The following is a 25,084-nucleotide window of genomic DNA, read 5'->3' on the forward strand; positions in this document are numbered from 1 at the left end:
TCCTTCCCCAGGGGAAGGCGCAAGCGTCGGGGTGCTCGGGGCCGACCGGTCAGTCGTCGTCGCCCGGGACGTAGGGGCCGCGGCGCAGCTCGAGGTCGATCTGCTCGGCGTCCAGCAGGTCGAGCGCGTGCCGCAGGGCCTGCGAGCTGTACGCGCCGGAGGTCCGCGCGGCGAGCAGCGCGACGCGCTGCGCGGCGATCGCGCGCAGGCGCAGCTCCTTGTACTGGGCGAACAGGTCGGCCGACGTCGCGGCGTCGGTGTCGCGGTTCTCCAGCTCGCGCACGACGTCGCGGCGCACGCGGGCGACGACGTCGCCGTCGTACGTGCTCCCGTCGGGCCGCCGCAGGTCGGGCGCGTCGATGACGGCCACGGCGGCGGCGTCGAGCTCGACGCGGACCGCGCCGCGGTCCTCGTCGGCCCGGGACGACCCGCCGGCCAGCCCCAGCCGGCGCACGACCCACGGCAGCGTGCCGCCCTGGACCACGAGCGTGCCCGCGGCGACGCCGAACGCGACGAGCACGAGGAACGACCGCTGCGGGGTGTCGGTGGGCAGGGTCTGCGCCGCGGCCAGCGTCACGACGCCGCGCATGCCGGCCCAGACGAGGAGCGCGCCCTCGCGCCACCCCAACGGCTCCGCCGTGAGGTAGTCGATGTCGGCCGCGCGTCGGCGCAGCGACGACCGCAGTCGGCCGACTCGCTCCGGGGGCGCCTTGGCGACCATCGCGGCACCACGGCGCTCCGGGGTCCCGGGCGCCGGCTTCTCTCCCACGACGGGCGCGACGGGCGTCCCGTCGGCCGCGAAGCGCGCGTCGAGCTTCTCCTGCATCCCCTCGATGACCCCGCGCATCGACTCGCCGCGGCGCGCACGGCGGGCGAGCGAGCGCAGGAGCGTCGCGACGTACGCCGAGCGCACCACCAGGATGACGACCGCCGCGAGCGCCGCGATGCCGACGGCCCGCCACAGGCTCCCGTGCGCCTCCTGCACGTCGGTGACGAGCGCGAACAGCTCGAGCCCCATGAGGAGGAAGACCGTGCCCTCGAGAAGCAGCTCGACGGTGCGCCAGTTCGACTCCTCGGCGAGCCGGTGCTGCGGCCGCAGGTACTTGGCGGCGCCGTTGCCGGTGACGAGCCCGGCGGTCACGACCGCGACGAGGCCCGACGCGCCGAGCTCCTCCGTGGGGAGGTACGCGATGAAGGGGACGACGAACGAGACGGCGGTGCTCAGCGCCGGGTTGGCGAGCCTGCGCCGGACGGTGAGGCCGAGGAACCCGACGAGGGACCCCACGAGCACGGCGACGACGACGGCGAAGACGAAGTCGCCCGCGACCGCCCACAGCGAGAACGCGGGGGCGACCCCGTCGCTGGCCACCGTGAGCGCGATGGCAGCGATCGCCGAGCGCAGGAGCACGAGCGCGGAGGCGTCGTTGAGCAGGCTCTCGCCCTCCAGCAGCGTCACGACGCGCGGCGACGCCCCGAGCCGTTTGACGATCGACGTCGCGACGGCGTCCGTCGGGCTGACGATGGCGCCGAGCGCGAAGCCCGCCGCGAGCGGGATGCCGGGGATCAGCCACGTGAAGAGGTACCCGAGCAGCACCGTGCTGAGCAGGACGAGCACGACCGAGAGCCCGCTGATCGCGGTGAAGTCGCGCCGGAAGTCCATCGTCGGCAGACCTACCGCGGCCGAGTAGAGGAGCGGCGGCAGGATGCCCGCGAGGATCCACTCGGGCTCGAACTCGATCTCCGGTACCGCGGGGACGAAGCTCACCGCGACGCCCACCGCGACGAGGACCAGCGGCGCCGCCACCCCGGCCTTGGGCGCGAGGATGTTCACGCCGACGATCGCGACGACCGCGAGCGTGCCCACGACGATCAGCGAGAGGATCTGCTCCTCGGTCAGGTTGAACGGGAACTCCATCGCCACCTCCGGCCACCGCGGCGCGGCGCCCGGGTCGGCGCGCGCAGGGACGGGACCACGCTAGCCGTCGAGCCGCCGCGGGGCCGCCCGCCGCCGGACGAGCAGCTCGGCGACGACGAGGTTGGGCACCCAGGAGAGGAACGGCGCGAGCGCGTACGCGCGGTCGAAGGCGACGTCGGGGTCGACCGTGTCGCCGAGGGCGAGCGCCTGGGCGACGACGAGCACCGTCGTCCACAGCCGCAGCGTCACGCCGGCATAGGTGAGCGCGAAGCTGCGCGTCATCCAGTCCTGGTGCGTGGCGACGTCGCCGCCGCGGACGGCACGGTAGCCGCGCCACGTCGTCCACAGCCACAGGACGGCGAGCGCCCCGAAGCCGAGCGTGCCGACGAGCCCGGCCTGGTTGACTGGCACGAGGACGAGCCCGGCGGCACCGCCGACCGCGACCGCCGCGACGTAGACGCGGCCCGTCCAGCGGTGCACGCCCGGGCGCCGGCGGCGCAGTCCCGCCCAGAGCTGGAGCGGGGCGCACACGAGCGCGACCCCGCCCGCGACGACGTGGGCGTAGAACGCGCCGAGGACGAACCCCGGCGCCCCGGCGTACGCGGCGGCGAGCCCGACGTCGTCGCGGGCCAGCGCGGGGAGGGACGCCGTGAGGTAGGGCAGGACGGCGAACGCGACGACGGCGAGCGAGGTGAGCGTCAGCGTCGCGACGACAGCACGAGCGCCGCGGGCGCGACGGGCGACGGGCGCGGGGCGGACGAGCCGGGTGGTGGTCATGACGGCACCGAACCACGGTGGCTCCCCCGACGGATCCGGGATCGCCCTGGTCGTGGCCCTGACCGCTCCCTGAGCGGCGCGGCGCGGCGCGGACCCAGAGGACCGTACGCGCGCCACCCAGGCGCTCGCGCTCGGGTCGTCCGGCGCGCTGCGCGCGGTCGTCGACCACGAGTACCCGCTCGACCGGATCTCTGACGCGCACCGCCACGTCGAGCGCGGGCACAAGGCCGGGACCGTCGTCGTCACCCTCGGCTGAGGCATCGTTCGGGTCGCGCCCGCGCACAGGTCGTCGGAGGCTGCTGAGGACGGTGCCCGACGACGAGAGGGAGACACGTGGACGCGCGCACGGTGCTGGAGGACCTGTTCGGCCGGATCGGACCGACGACGACCCGCGCCGTCGACGGGCTCGCGGAGGACATGCTGACCGCGCGCCTCGACCCGGGCGCCAACACGATCGCGTGGCTCGCGTGGCACCTCGCGCGCGGCCAGGACGCGCAGGTCGCCGCCGCCGTCGGGCGGGAGCAGGTCTGGACGCGCGACGGCTGGGCACGCCGGTTCGACCTGCCGTTCGGCGACGGCGCGACGGGCTACGGGCAGTCGGCCCAGGACGTCGCCCGCGTGCGCGCGAGCGACGACCTCCTGCTCGGCTACGTGCTCGCCGTCCAGGTCGAGTCCCACGACGTGCTCGCCGCGCTGACCGACGACGACCTCGACCGCGTCGTCGACGAGGCGTGGGACCCGCCCGTCACGCTCGGCGTCCGGCTCGTGAGCATCGCCGTGGACAGCCTCCAGCACGCGGGCCAGGCCGCCTACCTGCGCGGCGTCCTCGAGCGCACGGGTCGCGCCTGACGCGTCCGGTCGACGCACGTCCGCACGGTCCCGCTCACGACCGTTGCTCGAGCTCGTCCGCGACCACCGCCTGGAGCTCCGCCACGCTCGGCAGGGCGCCGCGCGCCTCGTCGGGGAGCCCCTGGAGGTCCGCGACGGCGACGGGCGCGTTCGTGCTGGCCAGCGAGTAGCGCACGACGGCGCCGCTCCGGCCCGTGCACAGGAGGATCCCGACGGTCGGGGCGTGGATCTCGTGCCGGCGGTACTGGTCGTCGACGATCGCGACGTAGGTACCGAGCTGACCGAGATGGGCGGGCTCGAACTTCCCGATCTTCAGCTCGACGACGACGTAGCGCAGCTGCTCGACGTGGAAGAACAGCAGGTCGACGAAGAACTCGTCGACGGCGTGGCTCTCGTCGTCGTGGACCGTGAGCCGGACCTGCCGCCCGACGAACGCCATCCCCCGCCCGAGCTCGAGCAACGTGTCCTGGAGCCTGTCCATGAGCGCCTGCTCGACCTCACGCTCAGCGCGCTTCTTGACGAGGCCGAGGTGCTCGAAGACGTACGGATCCTTGACCATTGCCTGTGCCAGCTCAGAATCCGCGGCGTCGAGCGCCGCGGTGAAGTTCGTCGGCGCGGCCCCGAGAACATGGCGCCGGCGGAACTTGATCTGGTACTCGAGCACGGGTCGGGTCCAGCCGTTCTCCGCGGCCTCCGCGGCGTACCAGTCACGCTCGTCACGGGTGGTGAGCCGCTCGAGGAGGGTGATCACGTGCCCCCAGGGCAATCGGCCAACGGGACGTTGGCCGAACTCCTCGAGCGTCGGCCAGACCTCGGCGACCCTGCGCATGTTCTTCAGGTTCGAGGGCGACCAGCCGCGCTGTTCCGGGAACTCCCGCTGCAGGTCAGCGGCAAGTCGGGTCACGACCTTTGCGCCCCAGCCCGCGGTGCGCTGGCGCTCGAGGATGTCGTGGCCGATCGACCAGTACAGCCGCAGCACCTCGGTGTTCGCGGCACGTGCGGCGCGGAACTGCGTCGCGCGCACGCGCGCCTTGAGGTCAGTCAGCAGCTCGGCGTACCCCGCCGGCTCGAGGTCGTCGTGCGGTGATGCCATGTCGTGTCCCCCTGACGGCTCGTCGCGCCTGCCCGGCGCGTTGCGCCAGACCGTAGGGCATCGCGACTTTGCACTGTCAAGGGGTCGTGCGGACGAGTTCAGCCGGGCGTCGGGAACGCGTCCACGAACCACGACGTGAGGGTCGTGGGATGAGTGATCGCCGTGCCGACGCAGACGCTGAACGCACCCCGTGCCATCGCCTCGGCCGCCTGCGCGGGCGTGTGGACACGCCCTTCGACGACGACGGGCAGCGAGCACGCCGCGACCACCTCGTCGACGAGCTCGAGGTCCGGTCCGGGTGTCTTCGGCCGCTCGCCCGTGTACCCGGCGAGCGTCGTGCCGAGCAGGTCGACGCCCGCGTCCTGTGCGGCGAGCGCATCGTGGAGCGACCCGCAGTCCGCCATGACCAGTGCGTCCGTCGTCTCGCGCAGGCGCGCCACGGTCTCGGCGAGCGTGAGCCCGTCCGGGCGGGGCCGGCGCGTGCCGTCGAGCGCGACGACGTGCGCGCCCGCGTCGGCGACGGCGCGCGCGTGGCGCAGCGTCGGCGTGATGAAGACCCCGCCGTCGCCGTCCTTCCACAGCCCGACGACCGGGACGTCCACCGCGGCGACGACCGCCGCGACGTCGTCCAGGCCCTGCGCCCGCACGGCCGCCGCTCCTCCGGCGACGACGGCGCGCGCCATCTGGGCCGTCGTGCGCGGGTCGCGCAGCGGCTCGCCCGGGTAGGCCTGGCACGACACGGTGAGCCGGCCGCGCATCGCGTCGAGCACGCGTTCGCGCGTCCAGGTCGTCCGCGTCTCCTGCGGTCCGGTCATGTCGTCGTCCTCTCTCGGTGGGTCTCCTCGCCCAGCCCGCCGGGTCGCGTCCCAGGTTGGTCACCGGAGGGGCCGACGAGGCTCCACGCTCCGCGGGCCGCCCCGACGATCGCCGCCTCGTTGCCGAGCGCCGCACGGCGCAGGGGCAGGTCGGCGAGGACGTCGACGACCTCCGCACGCAGCGCGCCCTCGAGCGCCGACCACCAGAGGTCGCCCGCGCCCGCCAGTCCTCCGCCGACCACGACGACCTCCGGGTCGAGCACGGTCACGACGCCCGCCACGGCACGGCCCACGGCCTGCGCCGCGTCCCGCACGACCGTCGCCGCGAGCTCGTCGCCCGCACCTGCTCGTGCGACGACGTCGCGCGTGTCCGGGCTCGCCGCGTCGCCGCCGAGCGCGAGGTAGCGACGATGGATCGCCGGCCCCGCACCGATCGCCTCGAGGTGACCGGTGCGCCCGCACGGGCAGCGCAGGAGTTCCGCCCCGGGGACCGGCATGTGGCCCAGCTCCCCGGCGACGTGGTGGGCCCCGCGCAGGGGACGACCGTCGAGCACGACGGCGGCACCCACGCCCGTCCCGACCGCGACGAGCAGCGCGCTGCGCGCCCCGGCCGCCGCGCCGAGCCAGACCTCGCCGGCGGCGTGCGCGTCGACGTCGTTCTCGACGAACACCGGCACCGCGGGCGCGTCCCCGGACGGCCCGTCGGACGCGAGGTCGGCGAGCCGACGGCGCAGGCCGCCGGCGACGTCGGTCCCGGGCCAGCCGGGCAGGGTGTCGGTGGCCGAGACGATCACGCCGCGACCGACGTCGACGACCCCGGCCGTGCCCACGCCGAGCCCACGCAGCCGTGCCCCGCCCGGCAGCGCGGCGACGACCTCGCGCACGAGCCCCGCGACGGCGTCGAGCACCGCGTCGGGGCCGGCCGCGGCCGGGGTCGGCACGGCGCGCACGGGACCGAGGGTCCCGTCGGCCGCGACCGTCGCCGCGGCGATCTTGGTGCCACCGAGGTCGACCCCGACGACGACCGACCGTGCCGCGGCGTCCGGGGAGGCCTCAGCCACGCAGGAGCCCTGCCGCGCGCGTGAGCTTCTCGACGCGGTCGGCGACCTCGCCGTCGAGCGCCTCGACGGGGAACGCCATGGTCGCGGTGTCGATGAGGCCCTGGCGCTGCGCGGCGACCTTGAACGCGCCGACGCCCGCGGCGTCGCCCGAGCGTCCGCGCGCCTGGAAGACGATCTCGAAGAGTGCGGCGATGCGGTCCTGCTCCACCCGGGCATCGTCCCACTTGCCCGCCTGCGCGAGGTCCCACAGGCGCACGTAGCCGCCGGCGTCGACGTTCGCGAGGCCCGGGACCACGCCGTCGGCCCCGAGCAGGAGCATCCCGTCGACCACGACCTCGTGACCCGTGAACAGCGCGAGGGGCGAGCCGGCAGCCGCGTTGGCGGCGACGAGGCGGCGGAACGCGACGTCGTCGCCCGACGAGTCCTTGACGCCCGCGAGCACGCCCTCCGTGCCGAGGCGCACGAGCAGGTCGGCCGGGAGCTTGGTGCGCACGCGCACCGGGATGTCGTAGGCGAAGAGCGGGACGTCCACGGCGGCCGCGACGGTGCGCAGGTGACGCTCGATCTCGTCGAGGTCGTTGAGCGCGTAGACGGGCGCGGTCGCGACGACCGCGTCCGCCCCGGCGGCCACGAGGGCCTTCGCCTGCTCGACGACGCGCGGCGTCGTCAGGTCGATCGCTCCGCCCATGACGGGCACCCGGCCGGCCGCCGCGCGCACGACCGTGCGCACCACGAGGTCCCGCTGCGCGTCGGTGAGGTAGGCGACCTCGCCGGTCGACCCGAGCACGAAGACGCCGTGCACGCCCTCGGTGACGAGGTGGTCCACGAGGCGCTCGAGCGACGCGACGTCGACCTCGCCGTCGGTCGTGAAGGGGGTGAGGACGGGCGGGACGATCCCGTGGAAGGAGGGGGTGGTCACGAGGTGCTCCGGTTCTGGTTCAGCGGTGGTTCGGTCTGGGTGGTCGACGGCGCGGCCACGGCGGGGCGCGGCTCCGCACCGCTCACAGCAGCGCGGGCGCCGCGGCGAGCAGGGTGCGGGTGTAGTCGTCCTGGGGGTCGTCGAGCACGCGTGCCGCAGGGCCCGACTCGACGATGCGGCCGCCCTGCATGACGACGATCTCGTCGGAGACGTGGCGGACGGTCTGGATGTCGTGCGAGATGAAGACCATCCCCAGGTCGAGCTCGGCCTTGAGGTCGGCGAGCAGGTTGAGGATCTGGGCGCGCACGGACACGTCGAGGGCCGACGTCGGCTCGTCGGCGACGATGACGTCCGGCGCGAGCGCGAGGGCGCGCGCGATGGCGACGCGCTGGCGCTGCCCGCCCGAGAGCTGGCCGGGCAGCGCGTCCAGCGCCGACTCCGGCAGGCCCACGAGGTGCACGAGCTCGCGCACCCGCGCCTCGCGGGAAACGGCGTCGCCCACGCGGTGCACGTCGAGCGGGTCGCGCAGCGCGTCCCGGACCCGCATCCGCGCGTTGAGCGCGGTCGCGGGGTCCTGGAAGACGACGGACACGACCCGGCCGACGTCGCGCCGCACGCGCGTCGTGTAGCTCTGCACGGGCTGCCCGCGGAAGCGGATCTCGCCCGACGTCGGCGCCTGGAGCCCGACGAGCACCTTCGCCATGGTCGACTTGCCCGAGCCGGACTCGCCGACGATCCCGAGCGTGCTGCCGCGGCGGACCGCGACGCTCACGTCGTTCACGGCGTGCACCCGCTGGGCCTTGAACAGCGTGCCCGTGCGGGCCTTGAAGACGACGTGCACGCCGCGCAGCTCGACGACGGGCGTGTCGCGGTCGGTCGCGGACACCCGCTCCGCGGCGGGCGGGGTCTGGTCGGTGGCGCTCATCGCGTCCCTCCGGTCGTGATCGGGGCGGCGGTGCGGCCGCCCGCGGCGGCGCCGACCGGCTCGTCCGGCGGCATCGCGACGAGGTGCTGCCCGTCGGCGTCCACGGCGCGCAGCACGGGACGCACGTCCAGGCCGCGCTCGGGGCGCGACGAGCGCGGCGCGAACCGGTCGCCCTTCGGGAAGTCACGCGGCGACGGGACGGTGCCGGGGATCTGGTGCAGGCGCGTGGAGCGCTGCTCGATCGAGAGCACCGCGCCGAGCAGGCCCTGCGTGTACTCGTGGCGCGGGTCGGCGAGGAGCTCGCTCGTCGGCGCCTGCTCCACGACCTGCCCCGCGTACATGACCGTGATGCGGTGCGCGATCTCGGCGACGAGCGCGAGGTCGTGGCTGACGAACACCATCGCGAAGCCGAGCTTCTGGCGCAGCTCGTCGAGCAGCGCCACGACCTGGGCCTGGACCGTGACGTCGAGCGCCGTGGTCGGCTCGTCGGCGATGACCAGCTTCGGGTCGCGCGTGAGCGCCATGGCGATGAGCACGCGCTGGCGCTGCCCGCCGGACAGCTCGTGCGGGTAGCTCTTGAGCGTGCGCTGCGGGTCGAGGCCCACGAGCTCGAGGAGCTCCTCGGCCGTGCGGGTCCCGCCGCGGCGCGTGAGCTGCTTCATCTGCGACCGGATGAGCATCGACGGGTTGAGCGAGCTCAGCGCGTCCTGGTAGATCATCGCGATGTCCCTGCCGCGCAGGGAGGCGCGCTCGCGGTTGCCCATCGCGAGCAGGTCCTTGCCGTCGTAGCGGATCTCCCCGCTGATCTCGGCGGACGCGTCGAGCAGGCCCATGACGGCGAGCGACGTGATCGACTTGCCGCAGCCGGACTCGCCGACGAGGGCCATCGTCTCGCCCGGGCGGACCGAGAACGAGACGTCGTCGACGACCGCGACGTCGCCGTGGCGCGGGAACCGGATGGACAGGTTCCGCACCTCGAGCAGGGGCGCGGCGTCGCCGTCGTAGACGGGGCGGTCGGTGCGCGCGGCCTCGGCCGTGCGGAGCGTCGCGAGGCGCGCGGCGAGCGGGACCTCGCGGCCGACGTGCCGGACCTCCGGCTCGACGTCCTGCACGACCGGCTCCGACTCGACGAGGCGGTCCTCGTCCGCGGTCTCGACCGGCTCGTCGGCGTCCATCGCCGTGAGCTCGGCGGCGACTGCCGCGTCGTCCGAGTCCGTCGCGACGGCCTTGGCCGGGGTGGCGCGGGTCGCCCGCGGGGCCGCCACCATCGCGTCGGTCATGCCCTCGGACAGGATGTTGAGGCACAGGACCGTGAGCATGATCGCGAGGCCGGGGAAGAACGTCGCCCACCAGTACCCGCCCATGACGAGGTCGCGGCCCGCGGCGATGATGTTGCCCCACGAGGGCTCCGGATCGGGCACGCCCGCCTGGATGAACGACAGCGACGCCTCGAAGACGATCGCGTCGGCCACGAGCACCGTGGTGAACACGAGCACGGGCGCCGCGCAGTTGCGCGCGACGTGCTTGGCGAGGATCCAGGCCGTGCGCGCGCCCATGACGCGGGTCGCGGCCACGTAGTCCTCGCCGTACTGGTCGAGGATGTTGGCGCGCACCACGCGCGTGAGCTGCGGCGTGTAGAGGAACGCGATCGTCAGGACGAGCACCGGCAGCGAGCGGCCGAAGACGGACACGAACACGGCGGCGAGCGCGATGCCCGGGAACGACATGATGATGTCGAGGACGCGCATGAGGGTCTCGGAGACGCTCTTGCGCGCGGTCGCCGCGACCGAGCCGAGCACGGCCGCCGCGGCGAGCGCGATCGCCGTCGCCCCGAGGCCGATGACGAGCGAGTACCGCGCGCCGTAGACGACGCGGGAGAAGATGTCGCGCCCCTGGCGGTCGGTGCCGAACCAGTTCTCCGCGCTCGGCGGCTGGACCGGCGTACCGGTAGCGAGCGGGTCGTGGCTCGCGACGAGCGGCGCGAAGACCGCTGCGAGCGCCACGAGGAGCACGAACGCGAGGGAGATCTTGGACCCGAGGGGCAGCGCGCGCAGGCGCAGCCCGGGGGTCGAGAGTCGTTCGGTGAGCTGTCGGCGCACGTCACACCGTCCTGATCCGCGGGTTGACGAGCACGTAGAGCATGTCGACCACGATGTTGATGAGCACGAAGGCGAGCGCCACGGTGAGGGTCACGCCCTGCACGAGGTTGGGCTCGTTGTTGGTGACGCCGTTGAGGATGAGCGTGCCCATGCCGGGCAGCGCGAAGATGATCTCGATGACGACGGCGCCGCCGATGAGGTAGCCGACGCGCAGGCCGAGCACCGTGATGGGCGTGATGAGCGCGTTGCGCAGCACGTTGCGCCCGACGACGACGTGGCGCGGGATGCCGGCGCCGATCGCGGTGCGGACGTAGTCCTTGTCGAGCTCCTCGACGACGGACGTGCGCACGACGCGCGTGAGCTGGCCGACGACGGGGATCGCGAGCGCGATCGCGGGCAGCGCCATGCGGGCGAGGTAGCCGCCGAGGTCCTCGGACGGGTCGGGCAGCGGCCCGCTCGCAGGGAGCCAGCCGGCCCCGAGGGTGACGACCTGGATGAGCAGCACGGCGAGCCAGAACGACGGCGTCGCGAGCGACGCGACGGACACGACGCGGATCGCCTTGTCGGGCCAGCGGTCGCGGTAGAGCGCCGCGAGGATGCCCATGACGAGGGCGAGCACGACGGCGATGACGAGGCCCATGAGCGTGAGCTGGAGCGTGATGGGCAGGGCGCGCGCGACCTCGTCGGCGACGGGCACCTGGCGCGCGCTGAACGTGCCGAGGTCGCCGTGCAGCAGACCGCCGAGGAACGCGACGTACCGGACGAGGAGCGGGTCGTTCAGGCCGTTGGCCTCGCGGTACGCCTCGCGCGCCTCGACGGACGCGCCCTCGCCGAGGGCCTGGATCGCCGGGTCGACCTGCGAGAACGACATCACGAGGAACACGAGGAACGTGATGCCGAGGATCATGATCGGCAGCTGCAGGAGGCGGCGTCCGACGAGTCGCAGCAGTGCGCTCACGGTCGGCCTCCCGGTGCGTCGGGGGTGCGGTGCATGGTCTGTCCGTTCTGGGTGCCGGGCGGGTACCGGGCCTCTCGCCCGAGGGGGCGGGCGAGAGGCCCGGTGGTCGGTCGGCGCCGAGGGCTACGAGCCCGCGGCTACTTGACGAGGCCGGCGTCGAGGAACGACAGGCCGGTGATCGGCAGGGGCGAGAATCCGGAGAGCGTGGTGCCGTCCCACGCGGTCGGGAGCTGACGGTGCAGCAGCGGGTAGAGCGGCACCTCGTCGGAGATCAGGTCGAACGCCTGGTCCCACAGCTCCTGCTGCTCGTCGCCGGACGTGCGCACGGCGGCGTCAAGGATCGTCTGGAGCTCGGCGAACTTCGGGTCGTCGTTCCAGCGGTAGCGCGACTGGGACCACACGTTGTCGCCGTACCACCAGCGCATGAGCAGGTCGGGGTCGTTGCCGAAGACCGACGGGTCGCCGGGGGCGACCATGACCTGCAGGTCGCCGTTGTCGACCTTGGTGTACTGGCCGCCGGACTGGCCGATGTCGAGCGTCGTGTCGACGCCGATCGCGTCGAGGTTCTCCTTGAGGAGCGGCGCGATGTCCGCGACCCAGCCGGTGTCGGTCGTCATGAGCGTGATCGACAGGTCGCTCACGCCGGCCTCGGCGAGCAGGTCCTTCGCCTTCTCCGGGTCGTACGAGTAGACGGTCGACGCCTCGTGGTAGTTCGGGTGGCTCTGCGGCAGGAAGCTCGTGGCCGGCGCGCCGTTGCCGAGCAGCCCGTTGTCGATGATCTTGTCCATGTCGAGCGCGTAGAAGAACGCCTGGCGCACGCGGACGTCGTCGAACGGGGGCATGTCCGTGTTGAACATCATGAAGAGCGTCCCGAACGACTGGACGGACTCGACGTCCACGGCGCCCTCGAGGGTCGGGACGTCGATGTAGGGGACGTCCTCGATCGCGCTGACCGTGCCGGAGCTCATCGCGGTGACGCGCGCGGCGGGGTCGGAGAGGAGGTTCCACACGAGGCCCGCGGCGAGCGCGGGACGGGTGCCGCTGTAGTCGTCGAAGCGCTCGAACGTGATCTTGTCGTCCGGCGTGGCCTGGGTCATCTTGAACGGGCCGGTGCCGACGGGCAGCGCGTTGAACGCCTCGTAGTCGGACTCGACGAGCGCCTTCGGCACGACCTTGACGACCGACAGACGCTCGGGCACGAGGCTGAACGGGTACTTGAGGTTGATCGAGACCGTGTCGTCGTCGACAGGGGTGACGGACTCGAGGAAGTCGATGAAGCCGGCGTAGAGCGACTCGCTCGCCGGGTCGAGCACGCGGTCGAAGCTGAACACGACGTCGTCGACGGTGACGGGGGTGCCGTCGTGGAAGACCGCGCCCTCGCGGAGGTCCACCTCGTAGTGCGTGTCGTCGACCTGCTTCGGCAGCTCGGTGCCGAGCGCGGGGTACACCTCGCGCGTCGCGGGGTCGAGCTCGGTGAGCCCCTCGAACACGTGCCAGTTCGCCGCTACTGTCACGGCACCGGTGGTGATCATCGGGTCGAAGCCACCGGAGAGGGAGTACGAGATGCCTGCCTCGATCACGGCGTCCGGGTCGATCTCCCCCTGGGCGGCGCTGCCCTCGGTCGGGTCGTCCTGCGCAGCGCCGCCCCCGGAGCACGCCGCGAGGCCGAGCGCGAGCACGACGCCCGCGGCGACCGCAGCGACTCCCCGGCGACGGGGAGGTGAGCTGACGTGAAGCTTCATTGGTTCTCCTGACATGAGACCGACATCGTCCCGGAGAGAAGATGTCTGATGTCTGACGTTGTGTAGCATGACACTAGGACCAGAAACCGAAGGGGTCAAGATGGCGACACCACGGCGCAGGAGCTTCACCACGCTCGACGCGTCCCGCGACGGCGGAACCGGCGCGACCGCTCCGCGGCGCACCACCACCGCCGACCGGATCAAGGAGTTCATCCTCGGCGAGGGGCTGCGCCCCGGGGACCCGCTCCCCACCGAGGCGGAGCTCTGCGAGCACCTGGGCGTGTCCCGGTCGAGCGTGCGCGAGGCGATCCGCACCCTGTCGACGCTCGACATCGTCGAGGTGCGCCACGGGCACGGCACGTTCGTCGGCAACATGTCCCTGGACGCGCTCGTCGAGGCGCTCGTGTTCCGCGGCGTCCTCTCCCCCGGCGACGACCTGCGGGCGCTGCGCGACGTCGTCGAGATCCGCCAGGCCCTCGACCTCGCCATGGCCGACGTCATCGTCGCGAGCCTGGCCGGGACCTCGAACCCCGACCTGCACGGCCTCGTGGAGGAGATGGTGGCCGCCGCGGCCGACGGCCTGAGCTTCCCCAAGCAGGACCGTGCGTTCCACACCGGCCTGCTCGCGCGCCTCGACAACTCCCTCGTCGGCCAGCTCGTCGCCGCGTTCTGGGACGTGCACACCGCCGTCGTGCCGAAGCTCGGCATCTCCGTCGCGGCCGACCTCGACCAGACCGCCCGCGCGCACGGCGAGATGCTCGACGCCGCCGAGGCGGGCGACGTCGCGGCGTTCCGCGCCGCCGTCGTCTCGCACTACGAGCCGATCGACCGCGCCCTCGGGGTGACCACCGCGTGAGACCCGCCCTGCCGCCCGACCTTCCCCGCACCCGGGACTCCGCCCGGACGCCCGTCGGCATCGCCGTCGTCGGCATCGGCGCGTTCGCGCGCGAGCACCTCGTCGCGCTCGCCGGCCTGCCCGGCGCCGACGTGCGGTGGGTCGTCGGGCACGACCTCGCCCGCGCCCGCGCGCTCGCCGCGCTCGTGCCCGGCGCCCGCGCGACGACCTCGCTCGACGACGCGCTCGCGGACGACGCGGTCCACGCGGTCGACGTCGTCACCGCGACGCCCGCCCACGCGCGCGACACGATCGCGGCCGGCGAGGCGGGCAAGCACGTCCAGGTCGAGAAGCCGGCCGCTCTGTCGCTCGCGCAGCTCGACGCGATGGTCGCGGCGACGGAGGGACGGGGCACGACCCTCGTCGTCGGGCAGACCGTGCGGTTCCAGCCCGCCGTGACCGCGCTCGCCGCGGCGGCCCGGCGCGGCGAGATCGGGGTACCGCGCCTCGCGCACGTCTCCTGGTACACGGGCCACGCGTGGCCCGGGGGGTGGCGCGGCTGGCAGCTCGACCCCGAGCTCTCGGGCGGACACCCCGTGCACAACGGCACGCACATCATGGACGTCGCGACGTGGCTGCTCGACGACGAGCCCGTCGAGGTCTTCGCGCGCGGCTTCCGCACGTTCTCGCCCGAGATGGAGTCGCCCGACTCGTTCCACGTGCAGCTCCGCACGGCGACCGGCGCGCTCGCGACGCTCGAGCTCTGCTACGCCCTGCGGCGCCGCGGGGAGCTCGTGCGGCGCCTCGTGCTCGTCGGCACCGAGGGCACGCTCGCGCACTCGACCACCGAGGAGGACGGCCTGCACTCCGACGCGACGAGCGCGCCACCCGTGTCCGTCGAGGGCGCGCTGAGCCTCCAGCTCGCGCACTGGCTCGACGTCGTGTGCGGCGACGCGGCGCCGGTCGTCACCACGCCGCAGGTCCGCGCGGCGCTCGCGACCGCGCTCGCCGCGCAGCGCTCGCTCGTCTCCGGCCGCCGGGAGCGCGTCGCCGACGTGCCCGGGTACGCGCCCGACGGCGGCACGCACCCCGGTGCGCCGGCCCACCGCGCGGGGGCGGTCGCATGAGCGGCGTCCTGCGCGTCGCGCTCGCGTCGGCGGTGCGCCATGCGGCCGACTACCTGCGCGTCCTCGGCGCGGACGAGCGCGTCGAGCTCGTCGGCGTCGTCGAGGAGGCGGACGCGCCCGGCTGGGTGCGCGAGGACTCGCGCGCCGTCGCCGAGCGGGCGCACGTGCCGTACGCGGAGGTCGCCGACGTGGCGTCGGTCGCCGACGCCCTGGGTGCGCCCGTGGACCTCGTCGTCGTGTGCGCCGAGCCGACCCGGCACGCGCGCCTCGCCGTCACGCTCCTGGAGGCGGGCCACGACGTGCTCGTCGACAAGCCCGTCGCGACGACGCTCGCCGACGCCGACCGCCTCGCCGAGGTGGCCGCGCGCACGGGCCGCACGTGCGCCGTCGTCAACCGCACGCACGCGCCCGCCCTGCGCCGCCTGCGGGGCTGGGTCGACGCCGGGCACGTGGGTCTGCCGCGCCACCTCGACCTCGAGTTCTTCGCGTCCGGCGCGCACTTCGCGACCTCGGTCGAGCGGCCCGCGCTCGTCGTCGACCGCGCGCTGTCCGGCGGCGGGGAGCTGCTCAACTTCCTCGGCTACTGCGCCGACGCGGCCCACCACCTCACCGGGCTGCGGACGGTCGAGGTGCACGCGTTCACCGGCTCGCTCTTCCTCGAGCCCCACCGCGAGGCCGGGGTCGAGGACACGGCCGTCGTCACGCTCGGGCTCGAGCGCGGCGTGACCGCGACGGTCACCCTCGGGCGCGTCCCGTTCGCGCCCGGCGGGACGCCGACCACGTCGTCGGTGCGGCTGCTCGGGTCGCACGGCCACGCCGTCGCCGACGACGACGCCCCCGCGGTCGCGCGGTTCGGCGCGGACGGGCGCACGACGCTCGCCGCCGACGCCGGGCAGGTGGCCGCCGCGGCGTACCTGCGGCACGTCGTCGGGGCGGTCCTGGCGGGCGAGCGACCGGACTACGGCATCGACGAGGCGCGCGCGACGCTCGCCGTGATCGACGCGGCGTACCGCTCGGTCGAGGCGGGCGACGTCGTCGCGGTGGAGCACCGGACGGTGCACGAGGAGACGAGGGTCTGATGGAGGTCGTGATCGCTCCTGCGGAGCGGTTGGCGGTGCTGGCTGCGGACGCGATCGAGGCGGTGGTGCGGTCGCGGCCTCGGGCGGTGCTGGGGCTGGCGACGGGCTCGTCGCCGTTGAAGGTGTACGACGAGCTGGCGCGCCGGCACCGTGAGGACGGGTTGTCGTTCGCCCGGGTGAAGGCGTTCACGCTCGACGAGTACGTGGGCCTGCCCGCGGAGCACCCCGAGCGGTACCGGAACGTGATCGAGACCGAGATCGCGTCGCGGGTGGACTTCGCCGAGGGCGCGGTCCAGGGCCCGGACGGCAACGCGGCGGACCTGGTGGCGGCGTGCGCGGCGTACGAGGAGTCGATCGCGGCCGCGGGGGGTGTGGACGTGCAGATCCTGGGGATCGGCACCGACGGGCACATCGCGTTCAACGAGCCGGGGTCGTCGCTGGCGTCGCGGACGCGGATCAAGACGTTGACGGCGCAGACGCGGGTGGACAACGCGCGGTTCTTCGGGGACGACGTGGACCGGGTGCCGCGGCACTGCCTGACGCAGGGGCTGGCGACGATCATGTCGGCGCGGCACCTGGTGCTGCTGGCCACGGGCAGGGGCAAGGCGGAGGCGGTGCACCAGCTCGTGGAGGGCCCGGTCAGCGCGTTGTGGCCCGCGACGATCATGCAGATGCACCCGCACGCGACGGTGCTGGTCGACGACGCGGCGGCCTCGCGCCTGCAGCTCGGGGACTACTACCGCCAGACCTACGCGTCCAAGCCCGACTGGCAGGGCCTGTAGGGGCACGGTGGTGCCGTGAGGACGCGATCCTCACGGCACCACCGGCATCGGCACGACCTCGACGGGTCAGGGCAGGTCGAGGTCCACGACCTCGGTGGTCGTGCGGGTCAGCCCGTCCACCTCGACGCTCGCGACGACCGTCACCCGGGACGGTGTCGCGGGCCCGCGGACCTTGAACGCCACGTAGGCGGACGCGCCCGACGCGACCGACTCGAACGCCTTCGACCCGAACGGGCTCTCGACCTCGACGCGCATCGGCACGTCCTCGCCGTTCACGGCGCGCACCACGACGTAGGGCGCGCCGCCCATCGGTCGCACCTCGGCCGTGACGTCGACGGCGACGTCACCGCCGACGAGCGGGTCGTCGCCGACCGGACCGCCGGGCCGCACGACGAGCTCGTGCACGACCGGGGCGGGGCTCCCGGGCGCGAAGAGGATCCGCACGCCCGACACCTCGTCCGCGACCGCCGCTTCCTGGAAGGTGCGCTCCGGGTCGAGCGGCCCGAGGGAGCGCCAGCCGTCAGCGGTCCGCACCTGGAGCTCGCCCGCGACCGAGCCGACCACCGCGACGGAGCCGACCTCCTCGTCCGGGCCCACCTCGCGGGTGAGGTGCGACGCCTCGACGGGCGCGGCCGCGCTGACGAACGCCGTCGTGACGTCGGCGTCGACGGCGTTCGCCGGTGCCGACCCGGTGGCTGCGGCAAGGTCGGTCGTGAGGCCGCCCTCGGGAGCGAAGACCTGCAGCTCGCGGACCTTGACCCACTTGCCGCCCGGGTTCGTCGCCGAGGCCGCGAGCCGGACGTACCGCGCGTCCACGGGCGCGGCGGGTGCGGCGTCGATCCGGGGAGCGGTGTCGTACGTGCCGAGCTCCGTCCACGTCGACCCGTCCACGGAGACCTCGAGACGCGCGTGGTACAGCATGTCGCCCGACGTCGCCGTGTCGGAGTCGGACTGGTGGACGCGGACCGCCCCGACGGGCACGACCGCGCCGAGGTCGACCGTGACGGCGCTGCCCACGGCGGGCGCCTGGTTCGACCAGTACAGCGTGCCGAGGTCGCCGTCGGTCATGCGCGCCGGCGTGTTGCTGCCGTACGTCCCCATGGTCGTGGCCGCCGTGGCCGGGTACGGCGCGGTCCCCGCGAGCGGGACCGCCGCGAGCCAGTCGTCGTAGCGCGTTCCCGCCTCGTCGAGGAACGTCTGGAACACGCCGTCCCCCACCGTGGGAGTGATGACGTCGTCGGTGACGACGCCGCCCACGAGGTCCGGGACCGCCGGCGCCAGCGCGGCGGCGCGCTCGGTCGCGGCGGCGAGCACCGCGTCCGTCGCGACCTCGCCGCGACGCTCGCGGACCGCGGTCAGCGCGTCGACCTGGTGGCTCGCCGCGCGCGCCCAGGCGGCGGCGGCCTCCAGCCACGGGAGCGCGTCGGCGTGGAAGCCCGGCTCGGCCATGGCCGCGAGGGTCTGCGGCAGGTCCTCGATCGTCGCGAGGCGGTCGAGGAGCGGCTGGCCCGCCACGTCCTCGCCCGCGTCGTACGCCTGCCAGAAAGCCGCGACGTCAGCGGCGAGGTCGGGCGCGGACTCCGAGCTCGGACGGTACGGCTTCCACCCCTGGTTGAGGTCGACGAAGACGTCGAGGGCGTCCCGGACCCGCGGGTCGGGGCCCGCGAGCTCGAGGACCGCCGCGTCCATCGACGTGGCCGGGTCGTAGGCCGGGCCGTTCCACGTGTAGTCGCCGTACCCCGCGAGCGCGAGCATCGACGCGTAGGGCTCGATCATCGGGTTCGCCGTGAACCCGTCGATCAGCTGGTGCAGGTTCGGGTCCCGGCCGTCGAGCGGGTTGAGGAACAGCCGACCACGCTGGCCGTCGTTCACCGGGAAGTTGTCCCAGATGTAGAGGTGGTCGGTCCGGTAGCTCTGGGTCGCGCGCTGCACCGACTCGTAGGTGATCCGGTCCGAGAAGACGCCCTCGCCCGTCCACTGGATGCGCACGGAGGGGTCCACCTGCTCGCCGAACTGCGCCTTGTAGGGGTCCTCGCCCGACCCGGAGTAGTTCGTCGGGACCGTCTGCAGCGGCTCGAGCCCGAGCGGCTCGACGTACTCGTCGACGATCCGGTTGAGGTAGAACGCCTGCGCGTCGGCGAGGTAGCGGTAGCTGCCCGCCGTGAACCGCTCGCGGTCCGAGGCGCAGCGCAGCTCGAGCGGGATGTCGTCGAGGGCGACGTAGAACGACGTCACGCCGATGGAGCGCAGCTGGTCGAACTTCGCCGTCGTGGCGTCGAGGTCCGCGTCCGACGAGTAGCAGACGTCGTTGCCCGGGGAGAGCGCGAACGTGAAGTTCACGTGGTGGGCGTTCGCCTGGTCGACGAGCTCGGCGAGCTTCTCGAGCTCGGCCTGCGGGTAGGGGTCACGCCACCGGCCGCGCAGGTAGTCGTCGTCCTTGGGCGTGTACACGTACGTGTTCATCTTGTGGTCGCCGTAGAACGCGAGCTGGTCGAGGCGGGCCTGGTGCGACCACGGGATCCCGTAGAAGCCTTCGATCGCGCCGCGGACCGGCATGAGCGGCCAGTCGCGCACGTGCACGGCAGGGACGGTCCCGTCGGCTGCGAGCGCGCGCAGGGTCTGCGCCGCGTAGTAGGTCCCCCGCGCGTCGACGCCCTGGAGGACGAGCGCGGCGGCGCCGGCGACCCGGCCGCTCGCGAGGACGTAGCCCTCGGCGTCGAGACCCTCGGCGCCGCTCACCCCGAACCCGGCGAGGACTGCGGCCGAGGCGGGGTTGTCCTGCGCGGTCCCGAGGTACAGCGTCGCGGCACCGGGCCGCGCCTCGGCGGAGAAGCGGACGGTCCCGCCGGAGGCCTCGACCACCTCAGCCACGAGCCGTCGCGCCGCGGCGTCCGTCCCCTCGCCGACGACGACGTCCACGTCGCCGGTGAGCGCGAACGGGACGCCCGCCTCGCTCATCTCCTGCGGGGGCGGGAGCAGCTCGGGGTCGGCGGCGGCGGGGACGACGGGCGCCGCCGCGGGTGGAGCCGGGGGGGCTGCGGTGGCCACGGACGGCGCGAGGAGCCCGGCTCCCGCGAGGGCGGCGACGACGCCGGCGGCGACGTGTGGACGGAACAGGCGCATGCGTTCACCTCTCGTGATCCGCGAGCGGGTGCCCGCGGACGTGGTGGGCCGGCCGGGGACCGGCGGCAGCCGCGACCTGGAGGAGTCGCCGTCCACCACGACATCGACATTGATGACTCTTGCGTGAATCAGTGCTGTATCACGCAGATTGCATCATCGCTCGGGAGTATGCAAGGGCTGCGGCGCAACCGGCTCACCCTTGACCCCGCCCACGCCGCCCGCTACCGTCACCAACGTCAGACATCTGACATCATCTGTCCAACTCGGCAGCGTCGCCGCGTTCCACCCTGGGACCCGTCCCGCCCGCGCCGAGTGCACACGACCGGAAGGAACGGCATGATCGGACACCTCCGCAGACCCGCGCACCGCGCGCTGACCCTCGCCACCGCGCTCGCGCTCGGCGTGGGCGGCGCGGTCGTCCCCGTCACGACGGCGGCCGCGCACCACGCCACCCTCGCGCCGGACCACGACCTCGCTCCCGCGACCGGCGGCCCGGGCACGTACACCGAGCAGCAGCTCGCGACCAACGGCCAGGGCGGCTTCCCCAACTACCGCATCCCGGCGCTCACGGTCGCGCCCAACGGCGACGTCCTCGCGTCCTACGACGGACGCCCCACCGCGGCCGACTCCCCCGGGCCGAACTCGATCCTCCAGCGCCGCTCCACCGACGCGGGCGTCACGTGGGGACCGCAGGAGGTCGTCGCGGCCGGGAAGGCCTCGGCACCGATCGAGGGTTACTCGGACCCGAGCTACGTCGTCGACCGCGAGACCGGCACGATCTTCAACTTTCACGTGAAGTCGTACGACCAGGGCTTCGGCGGCTCCCAGCCCGGCGTCGACCCGACCGCACGCAACGTCATCCACGCGAACGTCTCCACCTCGACCGACGACGGGCGCACGTGGACGCACCGCACCATCACCGCGGACGTCACGGCCGACCTGGGGTGGCGCTCGCGCTTCGCCGCGTCGGGCCAGGGCATCCAGCTCCGCTACGGCGAGCACGCCGGCCGCCTGGTGCAGCAGTACACGATCATCAACGGCTCGGGGCAGTTCCAGGCCGTGTCCGTGTACTCCGACGACCACGGCGCGACGTGGCAGGTCGGGACGCCCGTCGGCACGGGCATGGACGAGAACAAGACCGTCGAGCTCTCGGACGGGCGGGTCATGCTCAACTCGCGCGACTCGGCGCGCTCGGGCTTCCGCAAGGTGGCCTACTCGACCGACGGCGGTGTCACGTACGGTGCCGTGACCCTCGACCGCGACCTGCCGGACCCGACGAACAACGCCGCGATCGTGCGCGCGTACCCGAACGCTCCGCAGGGCTCCGCCGAGGCCAAGGTGCTGCTCTTCTCGAACGCCGCGTCGCAGTCCGGCCGCGTCAACGGCACCGTCCGCGTCAGCTACGACGACGGCGAGACGTGGCCCGTCGCACGCGTGTTCCAGCCGGGAGGCATGGCGTACTCGACGCTCGCGACGCTCCCCGACGGGACCGTCGGCCTGCTCTACGAGCCCGACGGCGGGAACGGCGGCATCCGGTTCGCCAAGCTGGACCACGACTGGCTCCTCGCCGCGCCGAGCGGCACGCCGGGCGACATCGAGGTCACGCGTGCGAGCGTGACGAGCACGGCCCCCGCGGGCGGGTACGGCGTCGGCGACGTCGTCACGTACTCGTTCACCGTGACGAACCTGTCCGACGCCGTCACGACGGTCTCCCCGACAGGGGACCTCGAGCGGTTCGACCCGGCCCAGGGCGCGCCGAACTGCCGCTTCCGCGACCTCGCGGCGCGCGCGGCGTACACGTGCACGTCGGCGCGGCACACGGTCACGCAGGCCGACCTCGACGCCGGGTTCTTCGCGCCGAGCACGACCTGGACCTCGACCTCCGGCGCGACCGTCACGACGGTCGAGCACGAGGGTCCCGGCGTCTACTTCGGGGCGCCCGGGAACATCTCGGTGCAGGGCGCGCACGCGAACCCGCAGGACACGTACGCCGTCGGCGACGTCCTGCGCTTCACGTACACGGTCCGCAACCTGTCCACGGCGGCGACGTCGGTGGTCCCGACCGGGAACCTCGCCGGCCTCGACCCCGCGAACGCGGCCCAGAACTGCCGCTACCGCACGCTGCCGGCCGAGGGGTCGTACACGTGCACGTTCGCGCACCACGTGGTGACGCAGGCCGACCTGGACCGCGGGTCGTTCACGCCGGACACGACGTGGACCTCGACGTCGGGGTCGAGCGTGACCGTCGTCGAGCTCGACGGTCCGACGGTCGAGCTCGGCCGCGCCGTCTCGCTCGACGTGCAGGCGGCGAGCCGCTGCCTCGCAGGCCGTGCGTACGTCGCCGTCACCGCGCGCAACACCGGGGACGCCCCCGCCGACGTCACGCTGCGCACGCCGTACGGCGAGCGCACGGTCGCGGGCGTGGCTCCCGGGAGCTCGGCCTACCAGTCGTTCGCGGTGCGCACGACGTCGGTCGACGCCGGGACGGCGAGCGCCGCGTCCGGGTCCGGGTCGGTCGACGCGGGCTACGTGGCAGCGACCTGCGCCTGATCCCCGAGCGCCGGACCCCCGGCCGGGCGACGCACCCGCGTCACCCGGCCGGGAGCGTCGTGCCCGGCACGGGCACGGCGACCGACCGCCGCGAGAGCAGCGCCGCCACGAGGAAGCACACCGCCCCGACGAGCGTGCCGGCGTCGTCCCACCACGCGCTCACGTACGTGCCGGTGGCGGGCGAGACGTACGCCCCGACCGCCGACGCGCCGAACGCGACGGACCCGACCAGGTTGAGCCACGTGCCGTGCCAGGTGCGGGCGTCCGTGTCCCACAGGTGCCCGCGGTCGCGCGTCGCGACGACGGCGAACGCGGACGACACGAGGAACGCGACGGAGCCGTACGCGTCCGGCTTCCAGCCCGCACCGAGCGCCGTCGGGTCGTCGACCGCGGCGAGGAGCGCCGCCGTCGTGCTCACGTTGAAGCACAACGTCCCGACGAGCTGGACGGCCGCCGCCCACCAGTCCCACCGGTCGGCCGGGTGCGTCCCGGCGCGCGGCGGACGCCTCCCGCTCAGGCCGAGCTGCACGAACGCCGCGGCGGTGAAGAACACGGCGCCGACGACGAACGTCACGTTCGTCGCGACCGCGCCGACGGCGTCGGCGTACGGCGGGAGCGCCCCGACGAGGAAGCACAGGGAGCCGACGGCGAACCCACAGGCCTCGCGCCGCAGCCGGCGCGCGCTCCCGTCCACGACCGTCAGTGGTGGAAGCCCGAGCGCTTGCCCTCGGCGGGCATGGGGGACGTGAGGCCGTCGAGCCACTCCGTCTCGACCCGGATGTCCTCCAGCAGGTCGTCGGCGAGGTCCCGGCTCACCCCGTTGCGCACGACGATCCGCTGGACGGTGAGGTCCGCGAGGTCGTCGGGCATGGGGTAGGCCGGGACCAGCCAGCCCTTCATGCGCAGCCGGTCCGAGAGGTGGTACAGGTCCCAGTTCTCGGTGTGTCCGGGCTTGAGGCGCCACGCGAACACCGGGATGTCGGACCCGTCGTTCCACAGGTCGAACGCGCCGATGTCCTCGATGCCGTGCGCGAGGTACTTCGCGACGTCCTGGCACTCCTGCTGGATCGCGGTGTAGCCCTCCCGGCCCAGCCGCAGGAACTGGTAGTACTGCAGCAGCACCTGGGCGCCCGGCCGGGAGAAGTTGAGCGCGAGCGTCGGCATGTCCCCACCGAGGTAGCTCACCCGGAAGATCAGCTCCTCGGGCAGGGCGTCGAGCGTGCGCCACACGACCCAGCCGACCCCGGGGTACACGAGCCCGTACTTGTGGCCCGACGTGCTGATCGAGTGGACGCGCTCCAGGCGGAAGTCCCACTCGACCTCCGGCTGGAGGAACGGCGCGATCATGGCGCCGGACGCGCCGTCGACGTGGATCGGGACGTCGTGGCCGGTGCGCTCCTGGAGCGCGTCGAGCGCCGCGGCGATCTCCTTCACCGGCTCGTACATGCCCGTGTACGTGACACCCATGATCGCGACGACGCCGATCGTGTTCTCGTCGACGTACTTCTCCAGGTCGCTGGCGTCGAGGCACGGGTGCTCCTCGGTGATGGGCACGTAGCGCGCCTCGACCTCGAAGTAGTTGCAGAACTTCTCCCAGCACACCTGCACGGCCGAGCTCATGACGAGGTTCGGCCGGTCGGCCGGCCTGCCCGCCGCGCGGCGCGCGAGCTGCCACCGCCGCTTGAGCGCGAGGCCCCCGAGCATGCACGCCTCGGACGACCCGATGGTCGAGGTGCCGATGCACGCCTTCACGTCAGGCACGTTCCACAGCGACGCGAGGATGCGCCAGCAGTTCTCCTCGACCGCCGCGGTGCGCGGGTACTCGTCCTTGTCGACCATGTTCTTGTCGTAGACCTCGGCGTAGAGCCGGTCGGCCTCGTCGCCCATCCACGTCGCGACGAACGTCGCGAGGTTGAGGCGCGAGTTGCCGTCGAGCATCACCTCGTCGTGGACGACCTGGTACGCGGACGTCGGCTCCATCTCGGCGTCCGGCATCGTGAACCGCGGGGCGACCGCCCGGACACCCGCCCGGGTGTAGGTCGGTCGGAGGACGTGCTGCTCGTCGGTCATGCTGGTCCCTTTCCGCGCACGCCGGTCAGCCGGCGAGGATGCGCGCCTTCTGTGCCTCGAACTCCTCGGGGCTGAGCACCCCCTGGTCGCGCAGCGCGCCGAGCTGCGTGAGCTGCGCGATGCGCGCGTCCATGTCCGGCGCCGCGGGAGCGGGCGCCGGGGGCGGCGAGTAGGTCGGCTGCGGGGCCGCGTACTGCTGGGGGGGCGGGGCGTACTGCGGCGCCGGCTCCGGAGCCTCCTGTGCGGCCCAGCGCCCCGCCTGGCGGCGGGACACGCGGTTGGACACGGCGGTCGCGGTTCCGGCGACGACGGCGGTGCGGGCGACGCCGCGGAGCAGTCCTGGCACGGTGTTCTCCTCTCCGAGA

20 protein-coding genes and 1 pseudogene are annotated in these 25,084 nt (G+C 73.7%); 7 read left to right on the plus strand and 14 right to left on the minus strand.

Features of this window, described 5'->3' with window-relative positions; all coding sequences use genetic code 11:
* Window positions 1–49: 49 nt before the first annotated feature.
* Together FIC82_RS01360 and FIC82_RS01365 are read right to left on the minus strand one after the other, a co-directional pair.
* Window positions 50–1,915, minus strand: coding sequence for a cation:proton antiporter (locus FIC82_RS01360; protein ID WP_154797273.1), 1,866 nt, complete (start codon window positions 1,913–1,915; stop codon window positions 50–52).
* A 60-nt stretch (window positions 1,916–1,975) separates the two neighbouring features.
* Window positions 1,976–2,692: a DUF2306 domain-containing protein gene (locus tag FIC82_RS01365; protein ID WP_154797274.1), complete on the minus strand. Its 717-nt coding sequence runs from the start codon at window positions 2,690–2,692 to the stop codon at window positions 1,976–1,978.
* A 124-nt stretch (window positions 2,693–2,816) separates the two neighbouring features.
* Between FIC82_RS01365 and FIC82_RS21310 the strand changes: the two are divergent.
* Window positions 2,817–2,948: pseudogene (locus tag FIC82_RS21310) on the plus strand (zinc-binding dehydrogenase); the annotation flags it as partial.
* A 77-nt stretch (window positions 2,949–3,025) separates the two neighbouring features.
* Window positions 3,026–3,541 (plus strand): mycothiol transferase, encoded by a 516-nt coding sequence (locus tag FIC82_RS01375; protein WP_168731383.1) that lies wholly within the window; start codon window positions 3,026–3,028, stop codon window positions 3,539–3,541.
* Between the two features lie 34 nt (window positions 3,542–3,575).
* Here FIC82_RS01375 and FIC82_RS01380 read toward each other — a convergent pair whose 3' ends face one another.
* The 8 genes from FIC82_RS01380 to FIC82_RS01415 all read right to left on the minus strand — a co-directional run bounded on the left by FIC82_RS01380 (window position 3,576) and on the right by FIC82_RS01415 (window position 13,153).
* A complete protein-coding gene (locus FIC82_RS01380; protein ID WP_154797275.1) occupies window positions 3,576–4,634 on the minus strand; it encodes a PDDEXK nuclease domain-containing protein in 1,059 nt (352 codons plus the stop codon).
* A 98-nt stretch (window positions 4,635–4,732) separates the two neighbouring features.
* The gene (locus FIC82_RS01385) at window positions 4,733–5,449 is read right to left on the minus strand and encodes an N-acetylmannosamine-6-phosphate 2-epimerase (protein WP_154797276.1); all 717 of its coding nucleotides are present in this window, start codon (window positions 5,447–5,449) and stop codon (window positions 4,733–4,735) included.
* On the minus strand, window positions 5,446–6,510 hold the full coding sequence (locus FIC82_RS01390; protein ID WP_168731384.1) for an ROK family protein: 1,065 nt from the start codon (window positions 6,508–6,510) through the stop codon (window positions 5,446–5,448). Before FIC82_RS01390 ends, FIC82_RS01385 begins: the two co-directional genes overlap by 4 nt.
* Window positions 6,503–7,429 (minus strand): dihydrodipicolinate synthase family protein, encoded by a 927-nt coding sequence (locus tag FIC82_RS01395; RefSeq protein WP_168731385.1) that lies wholly within the window; start codon window positions 7,427–7,429, stop codon window positions 6,503–6,505. Before FIC82_RS01395 ends, FIC82_RS01390 begins: the two co-directional genes overlap by 8 nt.
* An 82-nt stretch (window positions 7,430–7,511) precedes the next feature.
* Window positions 7,512–8,354: an ABC transporter ATP-binding protein gene (locus FIC82_RS01400; RefSeq protein WP_154797278.1), complete on the minus strand. Its 843-nt coding sequence runs from the start codon at window positions 8,352–8,354 to the stop codon at window positions 7,512–7,514.
* Entirely contained in the window at window positions 8,351–10,453 is a 2,103-nt protein-coding gene (locus FIC82_RS01405; protein ID WP_168731386.1) for a dipeptide/oligopeptide/nickel ABC transporter permease/ATP-binding protein, read from the minus strand. The genes FIC82_RS01400 and FIC82_RS01405 overlap by 4 nt, the downstream gene beginning before the upstream one ends.
* A 1-nt stretch (window position 10,454) precedes the next feature.
* Complete coding sequence (locus FIC82_RS01410; protein ID WP_064316380.1) at window positions 10,455–11,411, minus strand: ABC transporter permease; 957 nt, start codon at window positions 11,409–11,411, stop codon at window positions 10,455–10,457.
* 137 nt (window positions 11,412–11,548) lie between these two features.
* Window positions 11,549–13,153, minus strand: coding sequence for an ABC transporter substrate-binding protein (locus FIC82_RS01415; protein ID WP_154797279.1), 1,605 nt, complete (start codon window positions 13,151–13,153; stop codon window positions 11,549–11,551).
* 100 nt (window positions 13,154–13,253) lie between these two features.
* On the opposite strand from FIC82_RS01415, the gene FIC82_RS01420 reads away from it, so the two are divergent.
* Genes FIC82_RS01420 through nagB form a run of 4 tightly spaced genes read left to right on the plus strand, consistent with a single transcriptional unit; the run spans window position 13,254 to window position 16,976 of the window.
* Complete coding sequence (locus FIC82_RS01420) at window positions 13,254–14,009, plus strand: FadR/GntR family transcriptional regulator (RefSeq protein ID WP_154797280.1); 756 nt, start codon at window positions 13,254–13,256, stop codon at window positions 14,007–14,009.
* Complete coding sequence (locus FIC82_RS01425; protein WP_216609954.1) at window positions 14,006–15,115, plus strand: Gfo/Idh/MocA family protein; 1,110 nt, start codon at window positions 14,006–14,008, stop codon at window positions 15,113–15,115. Before FIC82_RS01420 ends, FIC82_RS01425 begins: the two co-directional genes overlap by 4 nt.
* Window positions 15,112–16,194 (plus strand): Gfo/Idh/MocA family protein, encoded by a 1,083-nt coding sequence (locus tag FIC82_RS01430; protein ID WP_154797281.1) that lies wholly within the window; start codon window positions 15,112–15,114, stop codon window positions 16,192–16,194. Before FIC82_RS01425 ends, FIC82_RS01430 begins: the two co-directional genes overlap by 4 nt.
* Window positions 16,194–16,976: a glucosamine-6-phosphate deaminase gene (gene nagB, locus FIC82_RS01435; RefSeq protein WP_154797282.1), complete on the plus strand. Its 783-nt coding sequence runs from the start codon at window positions 16,194–16,196 to the stop codon at window positions 16,974–16,976. Before FIC82_RS01430 ends, nagB begins: the two co-directional genes overlap by 1 nt.
* 66 nt (window positions 16,977–17,042) lie before the next feature.
* On the opposite strand, the gene FIC82_RS01440 is transcribed toward nagB, so the two are convergent.
* Window positions 17,043–20,099, minus strand: coding sequence for a beta-N-acetylglucosaminidase domain-containing protein (locus tag FIC82_RS01440; protein WP_154797283.1), 3,057 nt, complete (start codon window positions 20,097–20,099; stop codon window positions 17,043–17,045).
* Window positions 20,100–20,435: 336 nt separating this feature from the next.
* Here FIC82_RS01440 and FIC82_RS01445 point away from each other — a divergent pair, with 336 nt between their 5' ends.
* Window positions 20,436–22,649, plus strand: coding sequence for a sialidase family protein (locus FIC82_RS01445; protein ID WP_168731387.1), 2,214 nt, complete (start codon window positions 20,436–20,438; stop codon window positions 22,647–22,649).
* A 40-nt stretch (window positions 22,650–22,689) separates the two neighbouring features.
* On the opposite strand, the gene FIC82_RS01450 is transcribed toward FIC82_RS01445, so the two are convergent.
* The 3 genes from FIC82_RS01450 to FIC82_RS01460 are packed head-to-tail and all read right to left on the minus strand — an operon-like array spanning window position 22,690 to window position 25,065.
* A complete protein-coding gene (locus tag FIC82_RS01450) occupies window positions 22,690–23,343 on the minus strand; it encodes a YrhK family protein (RefSeq protein WP_168731388.1) in 654 nt (217 codons plus the stop codon).
* Between the two features lie 5 nt (window positions 23,344–23,348).
* Window positions 23,349–24,719: a glutamate decarboxylase gene (locus tag FIC82_RS01455; protein WP_154797285.1), complete on the minus strand. Its 1,371-nt coding sequence runs from the start codon at window positions 24,717–24,719 to the stop codon at window positions 23,349–23,351.
* Window positions 24,720–24,744: 25 nt separating this feature from the next.
* Window positions 24,745–25,065, minus strand: a complete 321-nt coding sequence (locus FIC82_RS01460) for an SHOCT domain-containing protein (protein WP_168731389.1) — start codon at window positions 25,063–25,065, stop codon at window positions 24,745–24,747.
* Window positions 25,066–25,084: the final 19 nt, after the last annotated feature.

This window comes from Cellulosimicrobium protaetiae (genome assembly GCF_009708005.2).
Classification (GTDB): domain Bacteria; phylum Actinomycetota; class Actinomycetes; order Actinomycetales; family Cellulomonadaceae; genus Cellulosimicrobium; species Cellulosimicrobium protaetiae.